Origin of the sequence: Paraburkholderia unamae, assembly GCF_003096875.1 — a bacterium.
Lineage (GTDB): Bacteria > Pseudomonadota > Gammaproteobacteria > Burkholderiales > Burkholderiaceae > Paraburkholderia > Paraburkholderia unamae.
In genome coordinates this window covers 170,007-192,028 of the sequence record NZ_QEOB01000018.1, presented here as the reverse complement: position 1 = coordinate 192,028, position 22,022 = coordinate 170,007, and the positions used below count along the sequence as shown (strand labels likewise).

The following is a 22,022-nucleotide window of genomic DNA, read 5'->3' as shown; positions in this document are numbered from 1 at the left end:
CTCGCCCGCGCAAGTGTCCAGCAGGATGCCCGAAGTGAAAAAAATTCAATTCGATGTGGCGGGTAGGTACACGGTCGTGCTGCGCGCGAGCGCCCGTTGCGCGCGCGCGGCGCGAGGGGTGTCAGCCATCCGGCGCGGGGTGCTGCGCCTTGGCGCCTGCTGCGCGCTGGCTAGCGCGCCTGGCTTGTTGCTCTTGCCGTCCACGGCGCAGGCCGCCGGGACTGCCAGCGACGCTGGCGCCGCCGCGCCCGGTCTCGCTCCAGAATCGCAGGGCTTTCGCGAAGCCGCCGCACGCGAGCGCGATGCCGAAACGCTGCAATCGCTCACCGACGAAGGCCGCTTGCTGCTTTCACGCGACCGCGTCGAACTGCCGGCTTACGAATATTGCAGCATGTCCGTGGCGGCGGCCGAGCGCGGCGATTTCCGTGACAGCATCAACGCGGCGGCGCGCGCGCTCGTTGTCGCCGAGCGTACCGATAACGCCGACCTCGCCGCGCTCTCCAAGCGCGATCTCGCGATCGCATACAGCTATGCCGGCGACCTCGAAGACGCGCAGAAGTACGCACAGCAGGCGCTCGCCTCGCATCCCAAGGCGCCCGAACAGGTCTTCGCTCCCGCAAACAAGGTGCTCGGCGACGTGGCCCTGCGCCGTGGCGATGCACCGGGCGCGCTCGCCGCCTACGACGAAGCGATGCTGACCGCCTCGCCGCGCTACCGGCCTTTCGTGCAACTGTCGATCGCGAACGCGCAGATCGCCATTGGCGACACGGCCGCCGCACGGCAAACGCTGGAGGCCGCGAGCCCGCCGCCCAGCGCAGACCTTGCGCCCGCGTATGGCCGTATCGAAGGCAAGTTGCTGCTCGCGGAAGGCAAGCCCGCCGAGGCGCTCAAGGTCTACCAGGCGCAGCTCGCCGGGGGCGCGACGAGCGACGCGAACTACGACAACCTCTGGGTGCACGAGGGCATTGGCCGCGCGTATCTCGCGCTCGGCGACAAAGAGCACGCGCGGCAAGCCTTTTTGCAGGCCGTGGACGACTCGGAAAAGATCCGCGCGCGCTTTCGCAGCGACGAGTTCAAGACAGGGCTTTTCGGCGATACGCAAGGCGTTTTCGAGGAAGCCATCGCGCTCACCGTCGATGCCGGCGACTACGAAGCCGCCTGGAACCTCTCCGAGCGCAGCCGTGCGCGCGCGCTGCTCGACGTCGTGCGCAACCGCGTCGAAACGGGCGTGGACAACCAGCAGTTGAATGGCATGGTGCCTACGTTGCAGGCGGTGCGCGACGCATTAAAGCCGAACGAGGCGATCGTCGAGTATCACAGCCTGCCGAAGACGCTCGTGGTGTGGGTGATCCGCAAGGACGGCCTCTCGGGCCATACGCTGCCGCTTGCGCGCGCCGATATCGACTCTGCCGTGACCGACGTGCGCAATGCGATCGTGCACCGCCGGCCTGCCGCAATCACCTACGGCGACAAGCTTTACCAGTTGTTGATCGCACCGCTCGCGCTGCGTTCCGACGAGCGACTCGTCATCGTGCCGCACGGCCCGCTGCATTATCTGCCGTTCCAGGCGCTGCACGGCCCGAACGGCTTTCTGATCGAGCAGCACGCCATCGCGCTCGAACCTTCGGCGAGCATCGCCTTGCAACTGGAGGCGCGGCGCCAGCAGGTGGCGAGCAACCTGGTGGCGTTCGGCAACCCGCAAATCGCGCCACAGTTCGCGCTGCCGGGTGCGCAGGCCGAGGTGGAGGGCATCGCGCCGCTGTTCGCCTCGAAAGCGCTGTTCCTGCAAAGCGCGGCCACGCGCGCGCAGTTCCGCGAAAGCGCGCCGGCGGGCCGCGTGCTGCACGTGGCCACGCACGCCGAAGCCGACACGATCGACCCGCTCCATTCGCGCATCCTGCTCGCGCCGGCGAACCAGCCGGCGGACGGCCCTGACTCGCTGCTCGCACTCGACGTGTACAACCTCAAGCTCAACAATGTCTCGCTCGTCACGCTCTCCGCGTGCGAGACGGGGCTGGGGCGCATTGCGAGCGGCGATGAAATCCTCGGCTTCACGCGGGCGTTCTTTTACGCGGGCGCGACGAGCCTGATCGTTTCGATGTGGCCGGTTGCCGACGAGTCTACGGCGATCACCATGCGCACCTTCTATTCGCAACTGTCGCAAGGCAAAGAAGCCATTGACGCGATGCGCGCCGCACAACTCGCCGTGATGAAAGAGCCGCGTTTTGCGCATCCGTTCTTCTGGGCACCATTCGACCTGATGGGTGGCTGGCGTTTGAGCATCGCTCGCGGAATATAACATGAGAACAGGACTCCGAACGATTGCCGCCTTCGTGTCGGCTAGTAGCGCGCTGGCTTGGGGCCAGACGCCGCCGCCGAACGCGGGCGCCATACTCAACCAGGCCTTGCCGCCGAACTCGGGCACCATCCTGAACCAGACCCAGCCGCGCGAGACGCGCCCGGAACCGCTGGGGGGCCAGAACGCGTTGCCCGCGGTGCCACAGGCTCCGGGCGAGACGGCGCAGCCGGGCGGCCCGACGTTCGTGCTCAAGTCCCTCACGCTCAAGGGCAACGACACGATCCCCACCGACGAGTTGCTCGCCCCTGTGCGCGACAAGATCGGGCAGCCGACGAGCTTCGCGGATTTGCAGGCCATTGCCGCACGCATCACCCAGGTCTATCGCGACCGCGGCTACGTGCTCGCACAGGTGGTGATTCCGCAACAGGACGTGACCTCGGGCGACGTGCAACTCAGTGTGCTCGAAGGGCGCGTCGGTCACGTGCGGCTCGACGTGGCCGCCGGCACGCCGATCAAGGAGTCGCTCCTGCGCGAGCGCGTGGAGCAGATTCCCGTGGGCGCGCCGTTGCAGGAGCAGGTGCTCGAGCGCACCATGCTGCTGCTTTCCGATTTGCCGGGCATTACGGTGACCTCGTCGGTGGAGGCGGGCAACGAGCCCGGCACCGTCGATCTCACGATCAACGTCGCGCCGGCGAAGCGCTGGACCATGGCCGCCGACCTCGACAACTACGGCGCCTCGACGAGCGGCACCTGGCGGCTCGGCGCGCTCGCGCGGCTGAACTCGCCGTTCGGCATTGGCGACAACCTCGACTTGCGCATTCTCGGTGCGGAGCGGCTCGACACCGCCTACGGGCGCGTTGGCTACGAGGCGCCCGTGAACGCTTACGGCACGCGCGTGGGCGTGGCCCTGGCGCGCATGAACTACACGCTCGGTAAGGAGTACTCATCGCTCGACGCGACCGGCGACGCGACCGTCGCCGATCTCACCGTCACGCATCCGATCCTGCGCACGCGCAACCAGAACCTGCTGGGCCGCGCCAACTTCGAGTATCGCGACCTCTCGGACAACATCGGCGTGGTCGATGACCACAACCGGCGCTCGATGGTGGAAGGCAGCCTCGGGCTCACCTATGAGAGCCGCGACACGCTGTTCGGCGGCGGCTTCAATAGCGCGGACGTCGCGCTGCTCATCGGCAGCCTGCATTTCAAGGACGAAGCGAACTACCTGATCGACCAGTCGCAGTACGGGCGCAATACGGCGGGCAACGAGGTGCGTGCGACGTTCTTTGCGAACCGCCTGAACGCAGTGACCGAGAAGATGAGCCTCTTCTTCGGCTTCTCGGGACAGTGGGCGGCGACGACGCTCGACAATTCGTCGCGGTTCCTGCTGGGCGGCCCGCATGCGGTGCGTGCTTATTCGCCCTCCGAAGGATTGGTCGACGAAGGCTTCGTCGCCACTGCGGAGTTGCGCTACGCGTTCACGCCGCAGATCACGGCCTTCACGTTCTTCGACTTCGGCACGGGCTGGTACAACGCGAATCCGCGTCCTAACCAGGGGCCGAACAACATCACGAGGAGCGGCGCGGGCATCGGTGCGTATGTTTCGCTGCCGTACGGATTTTCTTGGCAGGGCACGGTGGCGTGGCGCACGACGTCGCCCGACACCACCGGCAACGACAAGCTGCCCACGTTCTACATGCAGTTGACGAAGACGTTCTGACGCCGCTGGCGTCATGCACGGTCCGGCCGCGAGGCGCGGACCACGTTTCGCAATGGTGCCGGGCGCGAACCGGCGCGAGGGGTGCGGTATGAACAAGCGTGGCAGAACGCAGCCGGCGTGCACCGTGCGGCCGCTGCAAGTGAAGGCGATCGCGAGCGTCGCGGCCGCGCTGTTCGAGGCGGCCTACGCGCCGTTGCTGTTCGCCAATCCGACCGGTGCGCAGGTGGTGGCGGGCGGCGTGACGGTGAGCACGCCCTCATCGTCGCAGATGAACATCACGCAGAGCACGCCAAACGCCATCGTCAACTGGAACACGTTTTCGATTGCCACGGGCGAATCCGTGAACATCGCGCAGCCATCGGCTCAAGCGGCGCTGCTCAACCGCGTGATGGGCAACGATCCGAGCACGATCGCGGGCAGCCTGCGCGCGAATGGCAAGGTTCTCCTCGTGAATCCGGCTGGCGTGATCTTCTCGCCGGGATCATCGGTCAACGTGGGTTCGCTTGTCGCTTCCACGCTCGGCATTTCGAATGCGGACTTCCTTGCGGGTAATTTCCACTTCGTCGGCAAAGCGCCGGCTGCCGTGACCAACGCCGGCACGATCACGGCGGCCGACGGCGGCACCATTGCGCTGCTGGGCGGCACGGTGACCAACAGCGGCACCGTGGCGGCCAGGCTCGGCACCGTGGCGATGGGGGCGGGTGGCGACATCACACTCGACTTCGCCGGTGACGGGCTCACGACGATCAAGATCAACGCGGGGACTGCGAACGCGCTGCTGGGCAACACCGGCACGCTGGCCGCGGACGGCGGCACGGTGGTGATGAGCGCGCAAACGGCGCAGGCGCTCGCGGATACGGTCATCAACCAGCAGGGCATCGTGCGAGCACAGAGTCTTGCCGAGCGTGACGGACACATCATTCTGGACGGCGGCAGCAATGGCGTGACGCTCGTTTCCGGCACGCTCGACGCTTCGGGCGGCGCGGGGCTTAAAGGCGGGCAGGTGGATGTGACGGGGTATGACGTCGCGCTCCTCGCGGGGGCGAATGTGAATGCGAGCGGGGCGGCGGGCGGGGGCGCTGTGCGCTTTGGAGGCGGGGCGGCGGGGCAGGATCCGACCATTCGTGACGCGAACGCGGTGTGGATGGATCCCACGGCGCAGATTCATGCCGATGCGCTTGCGAACGGGAATGGCGGGCATATTGTTGCCTACGGGACGACGGCGGCGCGGTTGTATGGCACGTTGAGCGCGCAAGGCGGTCCGCAGGGGGGCGATGGCGGGTTGATCGAGACGTCGGGCGGAACGCTCGACGTGACTGGCGCGACGATTAATGCCTCTGCGGCGAACGGCAAGGGCGGGCAATGGCTGCTGGATCCCACTGACGCCGAAATTTGCGCTTCGGCTTCGGGGTGTGACGGCGGGGGAGGCGACGGCAGCTTGAGTGGCAACGTCATGTTGTTCGGTCCGACGGACGTGCCCATCTCCGATACACAGATATCTTTACAACTGACCGGCGGCACGTCGGTGAAGGTGTCGACGCCGGATGGGAACATTAACGTCGACCAGGGCGTCAATATTGCAAAGACAGGTGGCGGCGATGCCACGCTGACGTTGAGTGCGGGAGGCTCGATCACGCTAGGCTACCAGCCAACTGGGGTTTCGATTGGCTATGTGACGAGCATCTCGTCGACTTCGGGGGCACTGCGCATTGAGCTCGACGCGAATGTGGGCAATGCGACGAGCGGCAAGATCATTTCTTTGAATGGCGCCTCGAACGGACGGGTAGAGCTGTCCTCGAACGGTGGCGACATCACCATAGGCACCACGGCGGGACAACCGACGACCTTCGACGGGGCATCCGTGCAGATTTTGAACGCCGATATCGACGCGCGCGCTCTAACAGCCGGCCAGCCGAGCGGGTCGATCACGATTCACGGGCAGGCAACGAGCGCAGCTGCGTTTGGCGGCCGCATCGATCTGAGCGCGGTAGGCATCTACGCCTCAACGCTCAACACCTCGACCGGCGATATTGAAATCGAGGGCAACCTGGGCAGTGGTGCCGCTGGCCCCGTGAACGGGGTGTACATTTCTTCGACGACACCGCTGACGACAGGGCGCTCCCCTACGAACGGCCTGTCGAGTCTGTCGACGGAATCCGGGGCAGTTCGACTTTACGGTATCGGTTCCGATTCGACTGGTACGGCGAAATATCAGGTCTCCGGTGTGGACGTCGACCAGGCTACGCAGATTCTGACCGACACGGGACCGATCGACATTCGAGGACAAATGCTCGGCAGCCGCACAGTCACCCCTCTTGGCGTGGGCGATCAGGGCGTGGTGATCGGTAATTCGGTTTCCCTGAAGGTGGCGGGCGGTGGGACAATTTCGATTGCCGGGTCGACCAACTCGGTGAGCCCAGGCGTCGTGGTGTCGAGCATTGTGGGGAACCAGCAGGCCGGCAACCCGGATCTTTCTCCGGGGCATAATGGCACGCTGATTATCAGGGCGGCCAACAACAACAGTGCTAACAGCTTCGAGGTTTACGGGGCGGTTCAGAGTACGACTGGCGGCGGAACGCTCATTCTCTTGCCGGGTGTCGTCAACTCCGACTTCAGCATTAGTAATTCGGACGCGACATCGATCAACGTCAACATCGATACAGAGGGTTTCAGCATCAACCCCATCGCGATGGGCCTGTTCTCGCGCTTCGGGTCTGTGGTGATCGGCAGCTCGACGCAAACCGGTCCCATCTCTGTCTATTCAGCCTCGTTTCCTACGAACGTGACGCTCGAGACCGACCCTACGGGCAGTTCGGGCATCTCGCTCATCGGTAACACAGTAATGCCTGGCAACACGTTGACGCTGATTTCGGGAGGACAGGTCAGCGAGTACGGCACGATCGAGGCAGCGGCGCTGAAGCTCGCCGGAGTGGGCCCCTTCACGTTGAACAACACCGGGAACGCGATCGGCACGTTGTCCGCCTACGGAACGGGCACCGTGGACTTCTTTGACTCGCAGGCATTGACGCTCTCTGCCTCGAACATAAACAGCTTCAACGCGGCGTCTGGAACGTTCACTAACATCGGTTCGGCTGCAACGATGTCGTTAGCCGGAAACTTTACTGCGCAGACGTCTTCGGGCTCTATCTACGTGGACACACCCATCGAGAGCACAGCGAGCGGCGCGACGGCGCTGACGCTCAAGGCTGCTGGCGATGTCAATGTCGACTTCAACGCGAATGGTCAAGCTGGCGGTAACATCACGATCGGTGCGGCGCCCGGCACCGGCCCGCTGAACGTCACGCTCGATGCCAGGGTGGGTGGAAGGACGACTCTCTATGGCGTGAGAACTATCAACACGACGTTCAACACCAACGGCGGCACGTTCACGATCAACGATTCGAATAGCAACGGCGCTCCGGTCAACATCCAGAACTCGACCCTCAACACACAGGGTGGCACGGTGAGTATCACCGGGACGAACGAATCCGGCGATGGCGTCGTTCTCGGATCTTCGTCGATCAATGCGGCGGGGGGCAACGTGACAATCACGGGAACGTCGCTCTATGACGGCAACGGCATTACGTTCAATCAGAGTTCAATTAGCACTGGAAATGGAATTGTCACATTGACCGGAACCGGCGATGCCAGTACGGCCACCTCGCCGTCCATCTACGACGGCATCTCGATCTCAAGCGTGGGCCCCGGCGGCGCGCCCGCCATCGATGTGACCGGCACCGGCGCAGTCACGCTCACAGGCACGATGCAAAACGGGCCGGGCGTTGGGATCCAGCTCGCGAAGACATCCATCTCTGCCAACGGCGGGGCGATCGGGCTGACCAGCACCGCTTCCGGATCGACCGCTGTGACGGGCATCCTGGTCAATGCGTCCACGATCAGCAACACCGGCGGGGCCGTGACGCTCACGGGCAATGGCGCCGCGGACGGTGTCGCGTTGAGCGACTCGCTGATTGTGACTGGCGCCGGCAACACGACATTGACCGGCACCGCGACGGGCTCCGGTACGGGTGTCTCGCTTTCGCAGAGCGGCGTGCACGCCGGAGGCGGATCAATCACGCTTACCGGCGTATCGACGGCGGCGGGCACAAGCACGAACTACGGAGTCGACGTACAGGGCGACTACGTGAGCAGCCAGCCCAGCCCGACCGGCAACGCGGCATTCAGCGCGACCGGCGCCGGGACGATCGGCATAACGGGTACCGCGACCAACACGACGGGGTTCGCGTATGGCGTGACGATCAACTCGGCGACGCTTAACGGCCAATCGGGCAATGTTCAAGTGACCGGCATGACGCCGACCGCCACGACGAATGGCTTGGAGGCGATTGGCGTGAGCCTTTCCGGCACCAGTATCCAGACAGGTGCGGGTGCAATCGGCCTGACTGGCTCGGTATCGTCAACTTACGTTGCCGAGGGCGTCGTCATGTCTGGTGGCGGCTTGAGCACAGATGGCGGCACGATCAACGTGAACGGAACAGCGACGACTTCTGCGACGAGTGGTGCCGCGCAAGCCGTGGTGATCGGGCCGCTGAATTCGAATTCGACTGTAGCACTCACCGCCGGTGGCAATGGCGGCATCAATATCACGGGGACGACGACTGCCCTGTCCGGCTACGGTGTCAACCTCGGTGATACAACTTTGACCAGCGGCAGCGGCGCCATCGGTATCACAGGCACACAGACCGGCGGGTCCGGGCTCGGTGTCATCCTCAGCGATTCCAGCCTGACGACAGCCGGCGGCGATGTCACGTTGACCGGAACGGCGAACGTCACGGAAAGCGCCACTGGGGTCGATCTCGGTGACACGCTCATCAACTCGGGGGCAGGCAATGTTCTGATCGGCGGCACCGTGAACATTACTCCGGGGCAGTCGCAATCGGGCGGATACGGTGCCACGCTGTCCGGCAGTTCGATTCTGACCACCAGCGGCACTGTGACGTTGAACGGCACGGTTGTCGGCGCGACGACTTTGGCCTACGGCTTGAACATCGGGAGCGGTTACAGTGTGTCCGGAACGAATGGCACGACCACCGTTCAGCCGACAATCCAGACCAGCAACGGCGCGATTTCGTTGACGGGCAACGTGCCTGCCACAACTGAAGGAAGCGTCGCCGTCGATCTGACCGGCGCCGCCATCACATCGACCGGTGGCGCGATCGCTCTTACGGGCAACACAACGGGTACACCTACGAGCGGCCTGTCCTCTGACGGCGTAGTGCTCACGAGCCTCGCGTCCGATTCGGGTAGCGGCAATTCCGGCACGGTCACGACGCCCACCACGATCACAACGGGCAGCGGCTCGCTCAAGATCGACGGCAGCGGCTTCGGCTCCAACGCCCAAGGCGTGCTGGTCGCCGGCGGCTCGACGATCACCTCCAGCAACGCCGGCACCATCGACATTCGCGGCGTGGCAACGAGCCCGACCAATGGCGGCACCCAGTACGACTACGGCACGCTCATCTACAACGGCACGATCTCCGCCACGGCGCCCAACACCACGATTTCGATCGCGGGTTCGACCAACACGGCCGATGCCGGCCTCGCCTTCGGCGCCGCGCCTGTGCCGAGTACGTTCACTTACGCATCCGGCCCCGTGAAGGTCAATGCCGGCACCAACGGCACACTCGCCCTGCGCGCCGCCAACGACGGCACCACGTCCAGCTTCGTGAACGACGGCGCGACCATCACGGCGAACGACGGCACGCTCGCACTGATGCCCGCGAGCGTCAACCCGTCGACTTTCAACTTCACTGCGCTGGACGGCACACCGATCACGCTGTTCGGCACGGGTGCGCCAGGCCTGAGCATCGACGCGACGGCGTTCTCACTGTTCAGCGGCTTCTCGACATTCGTGCTCGGCTCCAGCACGCAAACGGGACTCATCACGGTGAGTGGCGTATGCGCCTCGTCTAGCTCGTGCACCTCGCTGACCAAGCCCAGCATGAACGAGAATCTCACGCTCATGAATTTGGGCGCAGGCAGCCAGGGCATTCAACTGCTCTACGGTATTTCGCTTGGCGCCAACACGCTCACGCTGGCTTCGGCGGGCGCGGTCACGGACCCCGGCGGCATTCAGGCGGCGGGGTTGCTGCTCGACGGCCCAGGCACTTTCACGCTGAACGACCCGGAGAACAACGTGGGCGTGCTCGCCATGCTCAACGTCGGCAACGTGAACTTCCTGAACTCGACGAGCTTTGTGATTGGCCCGATCGTGAGCCATTCGTTCGATGCGGCGTCGAACACGGCGGCCACGATCGACGCGACCAACTCGAACCTCACCGGCAACCTGCTCGCTCAGGCTGCAACGGGTGGTATCGGCCTTGGCGGCGGCGCGGCATCGGCAGGCGGTCCGACGGGCGGCGCCAACACGAACCTGAGCGCGGGCGGCACGATCGATCTCGTGATGGAGAACGGGGTGTTCACCGACAACGGTACCGGTTCCGTGAGCGCGAATAATGGCTGGCGCATCTGGGCGTCCACCTGGGTTGGGGAAACGCGCGGCAACGTGCAGCCCAACACGTTGCAGCCTAACTTCTACGGCTGTAGTTTCGGAGCCGGCTGCGTATGGGGCGGCACCGTGCCGCTCACGGGCGACCACTTCGTCTATGTCGCGCGGCCCACCGTGACCGTAACCGCGAACGGCGTGACGCGAGTGTGGGGCGCGCCGAACCCGAACTTCACGTATACGACGAGCGGGCTCATCAACGGCGACACGGCCGCTGGCGCATTGTCGGGCACGCTCTCGACGAGCGCGAATTCAGGTTCGCTGCCCGGCCAGTACGCGATCGATCCTTCGTTTCTTTCAGGCGTGGGTTACATCGTGATCGAACAGCCGGGCACGTTGAACGTGGTTGTGCCGCAGCCCACGTATGCGCCTGACTTGCCTCTCGCTGTGAGCGGCTTGCAGTCTTTCTTCGGACCGAGCGAGAAGACCTTCGTCTACGAGAACAACCTTCAGGGTACGAACATTTGCGTGGGCTCGAACCAGCCGCTCTTTACCACCGCGCCGCCCGGAGAGAACCAGGACCTGCTCGCGGTGGAGTGGAAGCGCGTGCGCTCGCAACCCAATCTGAACAGTTGCATGCTGCTTAACGGGCAACATGGGTGTGGGGACTTCTGAAGCGTTGAGTTTGATGTTCGCTTTCGGTTTGCACTGTGGGATCTTGCCCTGTCCGAGCTTACCGATACTGATGATGACGGCAACAGGCAGTATCCGGGCGGTGGTGTGTCTCGTGCACCCGCCCGGTGGCGTGTTGTCGGGGCACACGGTTTTGCTCCGCAAATGAAGAATCAAGCGGCGTTTTCGCGTTCGGCGCGTTCGGCGTAATCGCCGCAGCCTTGCCGCGGCCTTAAGCGTCCGCTTTCCTTACGGGTTGCATGATCGTCGCTTCATCGTCAGTAACGCTGACTTTCTGTTTTTCCGCGCCTGGCTCGGCCCGTGTGGCGAGCGTCATCTCGCCAGCCGTATCGCCGGCCACCCACACCGCGCTCGCGCTGAAGTTGTCGTTGCCCGGCTTTGCGAGCGCGCGCACGTGTGCGGCGAGCGCGTCAAGCCAGGCACGAGGGCTCGCGGCCTGGCTGAGCGCCGCGAGCATGGTGTCCTCGTCCACGTATTCCCAAAAGCCATCGGTGCAGATGAGAAACGCGTCGCGTGCCTGCAACCCGAAAGTCCCGGGGCGCGCCGTAACGTTCAGGCCCTCCAGTGTGCCAAGTGCCGAATACAGCAAGTTGCGCCGTGGATGATGGCGCGCCGCATCGGCGCTGAGGAGTCTTGCGTCCACCATTTCCTGCACCATGCTGTGGTCGCGCGTCTGCGCTTCGATGCAACCCGCTCGAAAGCAATAGAGCCGGGTGTCGCCGCAATGCGCCCACGCGGCAGTCCGCCGCTCGCGATCTATGGCGAGCAGCGTCGCCGTCGAGCGCATTTCGCGCAGGTGAGGCGGCCCGTGCGACTGCTCTTCGACGATATTGTCGTTCGCATGCGCGAGCGCGGCGGCGAGCCGTTCGCCCGAGGGCGGCAATTCGGCCATCGTCAAATAGCGCAGGTCGGCCAGCACGGTGTCGACCACGATCGCCGAAGCCTTGTCGCCGCCGCCGTGGCCGCCCGCGCCGTCTGCAACTACGCAATAAAACAGGCGTTCGCTCGAGAATTCGCCGAGCGAGTCTTCGTTGCGTTGCCGTCCGCCCCTGTCGGTCAGGCTTGCGAAGGCCAGTTGCACGTGTGCCTCCCGTCCTCGTTCGTGCGTTATCCGGACTATTGATTCATTTCGATGTCGCATCGCACGTACGACTGCTCGGCGAGAATGCCGAACACCGCAAGGATGGCAAGCCGGTTGTCCGCGCTGATTTCGATGCCGAGTGTCTGCTCGATCCAGCGCCCTATGCCAGTGCGTGCAAAGTCGGTGGGCACCGAACCTTTGCGCAGCGTCACGCCCAGTTTGCGGGCGCGGTAGTGATATGAGGCGATCTGGTAGCGCGCGGCCACCCGCGAAAGGCCGCCTTTCTCGTCCGATAGCCAGCCCAGGCTGCCAGCGAGCACCAGGCGGTCCGACTCGTCGAGGTCGTCGATGAACTGTGCGGCCGCATCGCGTATCGACGCTTCGTCGTGGCCGTGCTGGAACAGTGCCGTGCCGACCGGGTCGGCTTGCAGCGCGGTCTGCCGGTCGATCTCGAGTTTGACGTCGTCTTCGTCGATCGACACGTTGCGCCGGTGGCTTGCGCTGCGCAGGCAGTCGATCAAATAGCGCCTGAAGTAGCTGCAAACGGCGTGGCTGCTGGAAGGCGCGCTGTGCGCCGGGAACGTGGGTTCCGCAGCCGGTGCCTCGAGCCGGAAGACCTTGAAGAACAGGAACTGGGAAACGAGTTCTTCCTTGTCCTCACCCAGAGCCTGCAATTCGAAAGGATGATAGCTGGTTAGCGCCCGGCGCACGATCGCATAGAGCGAAGCCATTTCGTCTCGCGTGAGGCAGGTTCGGCGTTGCCATAGATCCGGCAAGCCGCGCGTTTCCTCTACCGCTTCTGCGAGCGCTGCGCTTTCGGTATTTGCCACGTGTTCCCTCGCACGATGACGGCCGGCCGTTTGCTCCGTGCACCGCGACGACTGCGCGGTTTGCGACAGTACGCAACATGGGACGGCACAGGCGTGCGCCAACCCGGTGCGGTGGATTGTGCCGCCATGACCTGACATCGACTGCATGTCCGCGACGTGTGTACTTCGTATGCGTGGATCGCTCGACCTGCAAATCGAGTCTATTAGCAGAGCGTGTTTATGACAAGAAAGAAGAGCGGTGAAATTTTATAAACCGTTATCCGGCTCTATTACGCATCCACATAAAAGATCGGCTACTAATTCGTGCTGCAACGCTCAAAAACATTATCCGAACTGCATTAAATTCTATGTGGGATTGCGCACGTAACAGGCGCCATGGTGCACAGGCGGGATGTCTCGTCATGGTGAAGTATCGTTCTCAAACTTCGCGCGATTTTTAAGCGTTCGTATACGATCGTTAACCCTTGTAAAGAAGATGTTTTCTTCGACTGAAAGTATTGTCATGATGTGTCGGTATGCAGGATTCCGATGCATCAAGATTTCGCATGAAGACATGCTTTTTCATCGCCCGTCATGCGTCGAAAAATTGCCGATCAATATTTAAAAACATCCTGAGTACATTTGAATAATAAAAGTCGGAGGAACGGCATCAAGTGAGGTGAAGTGATCTTTTTTTTTGGCGGTGACGTGCTATTCTGGTAGCGGATCTTGGGGATAGCGTCATCGCATGCGCGAAGGAACGGGACTACGCAACGACTCGTGTAATAAAAGCGCCACGCTCGTTTGCCTGCCATATCCAGCACTGCGCCAGCACTGCGCATCCGGCCGTGAATAGCCGTGTCACCGACGCCTGATCCGTTGCGCGGCACGTGAACGACGACCCACCAACCAAAGACCACCAGACCATGGCCACGCTAGATGCTGGGGCATTGCTCGCGGAAATGTCGCCCGAGCTGCCATGCGGGGAAGACGTCGAATACGACCCGGAATTTCTGGAACTCGAACGCGTGGTCAGCGGCAAGCCCGACGTGCAGTTTGGCGATACCGTAGTTGATGCGGTGCCGCCCGACTGGAAGCAGGCCAACGCGCTTGCGCTCAGCCTGCTCGGCAAGAGCCGCGACCTGCGTGTGGCCGGGTATCTCGCGCGCGCGCTGCTCAACCGCGACGGCTATATCGCCTTTGCCGAGGCACTCGCACTGATCGGGGGCATGCTGGATCAGCATTGGGATCATGTTTATCCGCGCCTCGATGCCGACGACGACAACGATCCTACCGCGCGCATCAACGCGCTCACCGCGCTGGTCGACCAGACCGGCACGCTCGCCGACCTGCGCGACGCGCCGCTGGCGCTCTCGCGCGCACACGGCACTGTCACGCTGCGCGACCTCGAATACGTCTGCGGCACGGTGACGCCGCCGAGCGGCGTGTCGGTGCCGTCCCTCGCCTCGATCGAAGCGGCCATTGCCGACGCCGGTGAAAACGCGCGCGAGGTCCATGCGGCGCTGGAATCCGCGTTGCAGAGTACGACACGGATCGAAACGCTCGTCACCGAGCGGGTGGGTGCCGCGCGCTCGATCGATCTCGACGCGCTCGTACGTCCCTTGCGCCAGGCCGCTGCGTTTCTAGGCGAACGCGTGGCGCACGCGGGCGTGCCGCCCGATGGCGAGGGGGCCGCTGCCGACGGCGCGGCTGTGAGCACCGCGGCAATGGCGGCCGCTTCCGTTCCTGCCGCGCCGCCCGGTGAAATATCGTCGCGCGAGGATGTCGTACGCGCTATCGACAAGATCTGTAAGTATTACGAACGAAACGAGCCATCCAGCCCGCTTCCTCTGCTTTTGCTTCGCGCACGGCGGCTCGTCGACAAGAGCTTCATGGAGATTCTCGAGGATCTCGCGCCCGATGGACTCGCGCAGGCGCGCACGATCGGCGGTACGGAAAGCGAGTAGGACCGGTAGGTTCAGCAACGCCGTGGGCGCGCGGCAGTGACGCTGCGTCGGCACGGCATCGATGAGGGGAATTGCCGTGGCGAAAGAGAGCAGCCAGAAGTTCATCGCACGCAACCGGGCGCCGCGCGTGCAGATCGAATACGACGTCGAGGTGTACGGGTCGGAAAAGAAGGTGCACTTGCCGTTTGTGATGGGCGTGATGGCCGACCTGTCCGGGCAGCCGGCCGACCCGCTTGCCCCGGTGGCCGAGCGCAAGTTTCTGGAAATCGACGTCGACAATTTCGACGAGCGCCTGAAGTCGATGAAGCCGCGCGTTGCCGTGCAGGTGCCGAACGTGCTGACGGGTGAGGGCAACCTCCCGGTCGAAATGACCTTCGAGAGCATGGACGACTTTTCGCCGGCCGCGGTCGCGCGCAAGGTCGACTCGCTCGCGAAGCTGCTCGAGGCGCGCGGTCAGTTGCAGAACCTGCTGACCTACATGGACGGCAAGACTGGCGCCGAGGAACTGATCCAGAAGCTCCTGAAGGATCCCACGCTCCTCCAGGCGCTGGCGTCCGCACCCAAGCCGAAGGAATGACCGTCTACGAGAGGGAGTCTGACATGGCCGAACCCAGCACACAGGGGCAGGAGTCGCAGCAGCAGGCGGGCGAGATGCTCGAAGCCGGCGAATTTGCGAGCCTGCTGGAAAAGGAATTCAAGCCTCGCAGCGACAAAGCGAAGGAAGCCGTGGAAACGGCTGTGCGCACGCTGGCGGAAGAAGCGCTGCGCGGCACCGCTGTCGTTTCGGGCGACGTGCTCGCGACCATCGAGTCGATGATCGCGGCGATCGACGCAAAGCTCACCGCCCAGGTGAACCTCATCATTCACGCCGAGCCGTTCCAGAAGCTCGAGAGCGCATGGCGCGGTTTGCACTATCTGGTGAACAACACCGAGACCGACGAGACGCTCAAGATTCGCGTGATGAACGTGTCGAAAGCCGACTTGTACAAGACACTCAAGAAGTACAAGGGCACCCCGTGGGACCAGAGCCCGATCTTCAAGAAGCTCTATGAGGAGGAGTACGGCCAGTTCGGCGGCGAGCCCTATGGCGCGCTGGTGATGGACAGCTATTTCGACAACAGCGGGCCGGACGTCGACCTGCTCACGCAGATCGCGAAGATCGCTGCGGCGGCGCATGCCCCTTTTATCGCCGGTGCCGACCCTGCCGTGATGCTCATGGACTCGTGGCAGGAACTCGCGAATCCGCGCGACCTCACGAAGATCTTCCAGACGCCGGAGCACGCCGCCTGGCGCTCGCTGCGCGAGTCGGAGGACGCGCGCTATATCGGCCTCGCCATGCCGCGCTTCCTCGCCCGCGCGCCTTATGGCGCGAAGACGAATCCCGTCGATGAATTCGCGTTCGAAGAGGACACGGCCGGCGCGGACAGCAGCAAGTACGCGTGGGCCAACGCGGCGTACGCCATGGCGGCCAACATCAATCGCTCGTTCAAGCAGTATGGCTGGTGCTCGCGCATTCGCGGCATCGAGTCGGGCGGCGCGGTGGAGAACCTGCCCGTGCATGCGTTCCCGACCGATGACGGCGGCGTGGACATGAAATGCCCGACCGAGATCGCGATCAGCGACCGGCGCGAGGCCGAACTCGCGAAGAACGGCTTCATGCCGCTCATCCACAAGAAGAATTCCGATTTCGCCGCGTTCATCGGCGCCCAGTCCCTGCACAAACCCGCGGAGTACGACGACCCCGACGCCACCGCGAATGCCAATCTCGCCGCGCGTTTGCCTTACCTCTTTGCTTGCAGCCGTTTCGCGCACTACTTGAAGTGCATCGTGCGCGACAAGGTCGGCAGTTTCAAGGAGAAGGATGACATGCAGCGCTGGTTGCAGAACTGGATATTGCAGTACGTTGACGGCGACCCGGCGCACTCGACTGAAGAGTCGAAGTCGCGCCGGCCACTCGCCGCCGCAGAAGTCGTGATTGAGGAAGTCGAGGGCAATCCCGGGTACTACACGTCCAAATTCTTCCTTCGCCCGCACTACCAGCTCGAGGGACTCACGGTCTCGTTGCGGCTGGTGTCCAAGCTGCCGTCCGCGAAGGCGGCTTAACGCGTACTTTCTGAGTGGAGAATAAACATGGCTGTTGATATTTTCATCAAGATCGGCGACGTGAAGGGCGAGTCGCAGGACAAGACGCACAAGGACGAAATCGACGTGCTTGCATGGAGCTGGGGCATGTCGCAATCCGGCACGATGCACATGGGGACGGGCGGAGGTGCCGGCAAGGTCAACGTGCAGGATTTGTCGATCACGAAGTATCTCGACAAAGCATCGCCGATCCTGATGGGCAAGTGCGCGGACGGCAAGCATTTCGACACGGTCGTGCTCACGGTGCGCAAGGCCGGCGGGGACAACCCGCTCGAATACTTCAAGATCACGTTCACCACCGTGATCATTTCGTCGATCAGCGAGGGCGGTTCGGGCGGCGAGGACCGCTTTACCGAGCACGTCACGCTTAACTTCGAGAAATACCACGTCGAGTACCAGCCGCAGAGCGCGAAGGGACAGAAGGAAGGGGGCGTCGTCGAGACGAAGTGGAACATCGCGACAAACGCCGCCGACTGACGCATGTGGTGCAGTACCGGCACCCGCGCGGCGCGCGCCAGGGGGCGCACCGCGCGGGTGCTTTGACCGGCATTTCCCGGTGCGGCGCCCGGGTCCGGCTTGACGGAGCCTACATACAATGACAGCAGAAGAGAGCTTGCGCGAAGGCGATCTCGACGCTTGCCTGAAGCAGTTGCAGCAGCAGGTCCGCAACGATCCGGCCAACGCGTCGTATCGCGTGTTCCTGTTCCAGCTACTCGCCATCCAGGGCGCATGGGACCGGGCGCTCACACAACTGAACGTTGCGGGAGACCTCGATGCGGGTGCGCTCGCGATGGTGCAGATTTATCGCGACGCGCTCCAATGCGAGGCGCTGCGCGAAGACGTCTTCAAGGGCCGGCGCGCCCCGCTGATCTTCGGCGAGCCGACTGCATGGCTCGCACTCCTGATCGAAGCGCTGCGCCTGGAGGGAGCGGGAGACGTCAAGGCCGCCGCTGCTTGCCGCGCGAACGCGCTGGAGCAGGCCGCGCCCACGGCCGGTGCGCTCAACGGCGAGGCGTTCGAATGGATTGCCGACGCGGACAGCCGGGTTGGTCCGGCACTCGAAGTGATCCTCGCGGGCCGCTACTACTGGATTCCCTTCGAGCGGATTCGCCGCATTGAAATCGAGCCGCCCGCCGACCTGCGCGATCGCGTGTGGATGCCCGCGGTGTTCACCTGGTCCAACGACGGCCAGGCCGCGGGCCTCATTCCGGTGCGCTATCCGGGCACGCTCGAAGCCGGGGACAGCGCGCTCGCACTCGCGCGCTCGACCGAATGGACGGGCGCCGCCGGTGGCGACGTTGACGAGGCGCGCCCGCTCGGCCAACGCATGTTCACGACCGACGCGAACGACTATGCACTCTTCGACGTTCGCACGGTCGAGCTCAAGGTCGAGACGCCCGCCGCCGACGCCGAGCCCGATCATGGCTGAGCTGACGGGCCGCGACCGCCTGCAACCCGCGCTGCTCGATCGACTGACCGATCTGGAGCGCGAGGCGAAACAGGAGACCCGCGAGCGGCGTGTGCTCTCCATGCGCGCGCTGCGCCAGGGCGTGCAGCGCGATCTTGCATGGCTGCTCAATGCGAGTGGGCTCGGCACGGTGCAGGATCTCTCGGCGTACCCTGCTGTCGCGGCGTCGGTGGTCAATTTCGGTTTGCCCGACATCGCGGGCAAGACCGCTTCGGGCATGGACATCGCTTTGCTCGAGCGCATGATCCGCGACGTGATCATCACGTTCGAGCCGCGTATCCGCCGCGACACCGTGCGGGTGAGCGCGATTCTGGAGGAGGAGACAACGGGGCGTCACAACACGGTGGCGTTCGTGATCGAAGGCGACCTGTGGGCGCAGCCGTATCCCGAGCGGCTCTATTTTCGCACCGAGCTGGACCTCGAAGCGGGCGAGGTCCGCGTGATCGACGAAAGCGCGCCGCGCCAGAAACCATGAATCCCGACCTGATCCGTTACTACAACCAGGAGCTGACCCATTTGCGCGAAATGGGTGCCGAGTTCGCCCGCGAGTTCCCGAAGGTCGCCGCACGCCTCGGCATGGAGGGCCTCGAATGCGCCGACCCTTATGTCGAAAGGCTGCTCGAAGGCTTCAGCTTTCTTGCGGCACGCGTGCAACTGAAGATCGACGCAGAATTTCCGCGCTTCACGCAGCACCTGACCGAGCTGATCTACCCGCACTATCTCGCGCCGACACCTTCGATGGCCATCGTGCGCCTCCAGCCGGAGCTTGCGCATCCCGCGCTGGCGGCAGGCGTGACGGTGCCGCGCGGCAGCGCGTTGCACGCCGTGCTCGACAAGAACGGCTCCACGCGTTGCGAATACCGCACGGCGCACGCGCTGACGTTGTGGCCCGTTGAAATTGCCGAAGCGAAGTTCTTCACCTATGCGGGCGCACTTGGCGGCGCGGACATCGCGCTTCCCGCCGGGGTGAAAGCGGGCGTGCGTTTGCGCCTGCGCACGACGGCGGGGCTGAAGTTCAACCAGCTTCGGCTCGACCGGCTTTCGCTCTATCTGCGCGGGGCCGACGCGTTGCCTACGCGCATTTACGAGAGGCTGCTTGCCTCGACGGTGGGCGTCGTGGTCATGCCCGCGTCACGCCCGGCAACGTGGCATCGCCTGCTGCCCGCCAACGCGGTGCGGCCGCTCGGCTTCGAGGACGACGAAGCGCTGTTGCCGGTGGGTCGCCAGTCGTTCCAGGGCTTCCGGCTGCTACAGGAGTATTTTGCTTTCGCGCAGCGCTTTTTGTTCGTCGGCATCGAGGGTCTGCTGCCCGCATTGCGCCAGTGCGCCGCGAATGAGGTGGAAATCGTCGTGCTCCTCAACCGTGCGGATCCACTGCTCGAACAGACGCTCGACGCCTCGAACTTCTCGCTCTACTGCACGCCTGCCGTCAACCTGTTTCCGCGCCGCACCGATCGTATCGCGCTCAATCCAACGCAGTTCGAATATCAGGTGATAGCCGACCGTACCCGGCCGCTCGACTTCGAGATCTACGGCATCGAGGACGTGACCGGCTATAGCGCGGGATCGAACGAGGAGCAGCGCTTCGAGCCGTTCTACTACGCGCGGGACCTGGGCGCCGGCTATGGCGGCGAGGCCTTCTACCAGTTGCGGCGCGAGCGCCGGCTCCAGTCGTCGCGCCAGCGCGAGCGCGGCCAGCGCACGAGCTACCTGGGCAGCGAGACGTTCATTGCCCTGGTCGATGCCGCCAACGCGCCGTTTCGCGGCGACTTGCGCCAACTCGCCCTCAAGGTGCTTTGCACGAACCGCGATTTGCCGCTCACGCTTTCGACGGGCACGGGGGCCTCGGATTTCACGCTCTCGGTCGAGGCGCCGGTGGAGAGCGTGCGCTGTGTGAGCGGGCCGAGCCGCCCTCTGCCGTCGTTCGCGCACGGTGCCGTGGCGTGGCGCCTGCTCAGCCATCTTTCGCTGAATTACGGCTCACTGCTCGATTCCGACGCCGTGACGGGCGCCCGCGCGCTGCGCGACCTGCTCGGACTCTATTGCGCCGTCGACGATGTGCCCGCGCAGCGCCAGATCGAAGGCGTGCGCTCGGTCGAGGCCAAGGCGATCACGCGGCGGTTGCCCGTGGCCGGGCCGATCGTATTCGGGCGGGGCCAGCAGGTATGCGTGACGTTCGACGAGGCGGCTTTCGAGGGCGCGGGCGCCTTCGTGCTCGGCGCGGTGCTCGCGCGTTATTTTGCGCTCTACGTGTCGATCAATTCGTTCACGGAAACGGTGGTGAGGACCACGACGCGTGGCGAGATCATGCGCTGGCCGGCGAGGGCGGGGCGATGCTCGACTCTGTGAACGTGCTGCGTCTGCTCGAAGACGAGTCCTGGCGCTTCGACTTTTTCCAGGCGGTGCGGCTGGTTGAGAACGCGTGGCCACAGCAGCCGCGCGTGGGCGAGTCCCTGTTGCCGCGCGATGACGCCGTCCGGTTCACCCAACGGCCTGAACTCGTGTTCTATCCCACGACGCTCGGTGCGTTCAAGCAGGGCGAGGCGGGGCGAGCGCCCCAACTGGCGGTGAACTTTTTCGGCCTGCTGGGTCCGCACGGCGCGCTGCCGACCCATTTGACCGAATATATCCGCGATCGCGAGCGCAACGCCGACGACCCCACGTTCGCCCGTTTCCTCGACCTGTTCCAGCACCGTATGGTGAGCCTCTTTTACCGCGCATGGGCCAACACCCAGCCGGCGGTGAGTCTCGAGCGGCCTGGGCGCGATCGCTTCTCGATGTATGTGGGTACGACCTTCGGCCTCGGCGAAACTTCGCTGCGCGAGCGCGACACGGTGCCCGACTTCGCGAAGCTGCATTTTGCCGGCTTGCTTTCCATGCCCACGAGACCGGCCGCGGGGCTCAAGCTGATTCTCTCGCGCTTTTTCCGGCTGCCCGTGGAGATCGAGCAGTGGGTCGGTCACTGGATGCCGCTGCCGCGGGAATCGCTCACGCGGCTCGGTTCGGGCGACGGCGCGGCGCTGGGCGTCTCGACATTGCTGGGCGCGCGAACGTGGGACGCGCAACACAAGTTCCGTATCGTCTTCGGGCCGCTCTCGATCGCCGACTATGAACGTTTCCTGCCTGGCGCAGACAGTCTTGTGCGCCTGGTGGACTGGGTGCGCAACTACGTCCACGACGGACTCGACTGGGATGTGAATCTGCAATTGCGGCAAGCCGACGTGCCGCGCCTGAAGCTGGGCATGCATGCCCGGCTCGGCTACACGAGCTGGTTGTTGAGCGGCGCTGCCAGCGGCGACCAGCGCCAACTGAAGCTCAATCCGGCAAGCGTCGCGCAGCGCGCCGTCGTGCGCGACACCCCTTCGGGAGACTGAAGC

14 protein-coding genes are annotated in these 22,022 nt (G+C 64.2%); 11 read left to right on the top strand and 3 right to left on the bottom strand.

Annotated elements, in window-relative coordinates:
* Positions 1-34 precede the first annotated feature (34 nt).
* Complete coding sequence (locus C7402_RS32520) at positions 35-2,299, top strand: CHAT domain-containing protein (RefSeq protein ID WP_244314998.1); 2,265 nt, start codon at positions 35-37, stop codon at positions 2,297-2,299.
* A gap of 1 nt (position 2,300) precedes the next feature.
* Positions 2,301-4,019 (top strand): ShlB/FhaC/HecB family hemolysin secretion/activation protein, encoded by a 1,719-nt coding sequence (locus tag C7402_RS32515; protein ID WP_116613584.1) that lies wholly within the window; start codon positions 2,301-2,303, stop codon positions 4,017-4,019.
* A 183-nt stretch (positions 4,020-4,202) separates the two neighbouring features.
* Here C7402_RS32515 and C7402_RS48210 read toward each other — a convergent pair whose 3' ends face one another.
* The gene (locus tag C7402_RS48210) at positions 4,203-4,349 is read right to left on the bottom strand and encodes a hypothetical protein (protein WP_341869263.1); all 147 of its coding nucleotides are present in this window, start codon (positions 4,347-4,349) and stop codon (positions 4,203-4,205) included.
* On the opposite strand from C7402_RS48210, the gene C7402_RS32510 reads away from it, so the two are divergent.
* Positions 4,288-11,160 (top strand): two-partner secretion domain-containing protein, encoded by a 6,873-nt coding sequence (locus tag C7402_RS32510; protein WP_341869262.1) that lies wholly within the window; start codon positions 4,288-4,290, stop codon positions 11,158-11,160. The genes C7402_RS48210 and C7402_RS32510 overlap by 62 nt on opposite strands.
* 229 nt (positions 11,161-11,389) lie before the next feature.
* Here C7402_RS32510 and C7402_RS32505 read toward each other — a convergent pair whose 3' ends face one another.
* Together C7402_RS32505 and C7402_RS32500 are read right to left on the bottom strand one after the other, a co-directional pair.
* The gene (locus tag C7402_RS32505; protein ID WP_116613582.1) at positions 11,390-12,259 is read right to left on the bottom strand and encodes a PP2C family protein-serine/threonine phosphatase; all 870 of its coding nucleotides are present in this window, start codon (positions 12,257-12,259) and stop codon (positions 11,390-11,392) included.
* Positions 12,260-12,294: 35 nt separating this feature from the next.
* A complete protein-coding gene (locus C7402_RS32500; RefSeq protein WP_116613581.1) occupies positions 12,295-12,990 on the bottom strand; it encodes a hypothetical protein in 696 nt (231 codons plus the stop codon).
* Positions 12,991-13,994: 1,004 nt separating this feature from the next.
* Here C7402_RS32500 and tssA point away from each other — a divergent pair.
* The 8 genes from tssA (at position 13,995) to tssG (ending at position 22,019) form a co-directional block, all read left to right on the top strand.
* The gene (gene tssA / locus C7402_RS32495) at positions 13,995-15,035 is read left to right on the top strand and encodes a type VI secretion system protein TssA (RefSeq protein ID WP_116613580.1); all 1,041 of its coding nucleotides are present in this window, start codon (positions 13,995-13,997) and stop codon (positions 15,033-15,035) included.
* Positions 15,036-15,111: 76 nt separating this feature from the next.
* Positions 15,112-15,612: a type VI secretion system contractile sheath small subunit gene (gene tssB / locus C7402_RS32490; protein WP_112173998.1), complete on the top strand. Its 501-nt coding sequence runs from the start codon at positions 15,112-15,114 to the stop codon at positions 15,610-15,612.
* A 23-nt stretch (positions 15,613-15,635) separates the two neighbouring features.
* Positions 15,636-17,138, top strand: coding sequence for a type VI secretion system contractile sheath large subunit (tssC, locus tag C7402_RS32485; RefSeq protein WP_208949047.1), 1,503 nt, complete (start codon positions 15,636-15,638; stop codon positions 17,136-17,138).
* A gap of 27 nt (positions 17,139-17,165) precedes the next feature.
* Complete coding sequence (locus C7402_RS32480) at positions 17,166-17,654, top strand: Hcp family type VI secretion system effector (protein WP_112173997.1); 489 nt, start codon at positions 17,166-17,168, stop codon at positions 17,652-17,654.
* Between the two features lie 118 nt (positions 17,655-17,772).
* Complete coding sequence (locus C7402_RS32475; protein WP_116613579.1) at positions 17,773-18,606, top strand: type VI secretion system accessory protein TagJ; 834 nt, start codon at positions 17,773-17,775, stop codon at positions 18,604-18,606.
* The gene (gene tssE / locus C7402_RS32470; protein ID WP_112173995.1) at positions 18,599-19,120 is read left to right on the top strand and encodes a type VI secretion system baseplate subunit TssE; all 522 of its coding nucleotides are present in this window, start codon (positions 18,599-18,601) and stop codon (positions 19,118-19,120) included. Before C7402_RS32475 ends, tssE begins: the two co-directional genes overlap by 8 nt.
* Positions 19,117-20,994, top strand: a complete 1,878-nt coding sequence (tssF, locus tag C7402_RS32465; RefSeq protein WP_116613578.1) for a type VI secretion system baseplate subunit TssF — start codon at positions 19,117-19,119, stop codon at positions 20,992-20,994. The genes tssE and tssF overlap by 4 nt, the downstream gene beginning before the upstream one ends.
* Positions 20,979-22,019, top strand: a complete 1,041-nt coding sequence (tssG, locus tag C7402_RS32460) for a type VI secretion system baseplate subunit TssG (protein ID WP_116613577.1) — start codon at positions 20,979-20,981, stop codon at positions 22,017-22,019. The genes tssF and tssG overlap by 16 nt, the downstream gene beginning before the upstream one ends.
* Positions 22,020-22,022: the final 3 nt, after the last annotated feature.